Raw genomic sequence first — 1,089 nt, 5'->3', positions numbered from 1 at the left:
GCCGCGCTGGCCGCGATCGGCGCGGCCGCGCCGCGACCGGGACGCGCGCGCGGCTGACCGCCCAGCCCCGGGCGCGCCGCGCCCGGGGCAGACGTCGCGCCGACTTCGTGCGATGGTCGGGGCCGCATCGACCGACACCGCGGCCCTACGACCCTGCATGCGTCAGCTCCTGCTGCTCCGCCACGCCAAATCGTCCTGGGACGACCCTTCGCTGCCCGACCATGATCGCCCGCTGAACGCGCGCGGCCGCGCGGATGCCGCGGCGATCGGCAGCGAGATGCGCGGCCTCGGCCTCGCGCCGGACATCGTGCTGGTCTCGCCCGCCCGCCGCACCCTCGAGACGCTCGCGCTGATCGAGCCGTTCGAGGAGACGCCGGTCGTCGACACGGTCGAGGCGCTCTACCTCGCGCCCGCGCGCCGGCTGCTCGACCTGCTGCACGCCGTGCCCGAGACCGCGCGCAGCGTGCTGGTGATTGGCCACAATCCGGGGCTGCACAACCTCGCGCTCGCGCTCGTCGGGCCCGCGGCGATGGCGCGCGGTGGCATCGACGCGCTGAGGCTGGCCGAGCGCTATCCGACCGCCGCGCTGGCGGAGTTCGCGGTCGCAACCCCATGGTGGGGGCTCGCCGAGGGAAATGCCCGGCTGGTGCGCTTCCTCTGCCCGCGCGACCTGCCCAAGCCCCTGCCGTGAGTGCCGGGACCGCCGCGCCGCGCCTGACACTCGAACTCGCGGTTGCGCCCGAGGCGGCAGGCCGGCTGTTGCACCATCCCGCGCTCGTCGAACGGCGTCTCGGCCGGGCGCGCAGCACCGCGACGACCGTCACCGTGCATGACACCGCCGACGGCGCTCTGGCCGAAGCTGGGCTCGCGCTCCTGGTCGAGCCGCGCGGCCGGGGCGCGGTGCAGCGCCTGGTGCGGATCCTTCCCGATGCCGCGAACCCGGCGGAGCCCGCCCGGCCGCCGGCGCTGGTCGCCGAGACGCGGATCGCCGGCGCGCCCGACCCGGCGGCGAGATTCGGATCCCCGAAGGCGTAGCGCGCATAGGCGTGGTTGGTCTCATGGCCGATCGTCGAAACGAACAGGCCGAGG

2 protein-coding genes are annotated in these 1,089 nt (G+C 75.8%); both read left to right on the top strand.

The annotated features are described in order from the left end of the window. The first annotated feature begins 157 nt into the window (after positions 1-157). Entirely contained in the window at positions 158-691 is a 534-nt protein-coding gene (locus FK498_RS18785; protein ID WP_141857235.1) for a histidine phosphatase family protein, read from the top strand. Further along, the gene (locus tag FK498_RS18780; RefSeq protein ID WP_141857233.1) at positions 688-1,035 is read left to right on the top strand and encodes a hypothetical protein; all 348 of its coding nucleotides are present in this window, start codon (positions 688-690) and stop codon (positions 1,033-1,035) included. Before FK498_RS18785 ends, FK498_RS18780 begins: the two co-directional genes overlap by 4 nt. Positions 1,036-1,089 lie beyond the last annotated feature (54 nt).

The organism is Elioraea sp. Yellowstone (assembly GCF_006704265.1).
In the GTDB taxonomy this organism is placed as follows: Bacteria; Pseudomonadota; Alphaproteobacteria; order Acetobacterales; family Acetobacteraceae; genus Elioraea.
Note: the sequence above shows the minus strand (reverse complement) of the source record. Positions and strands in the feature narration are given on the sequence as shown.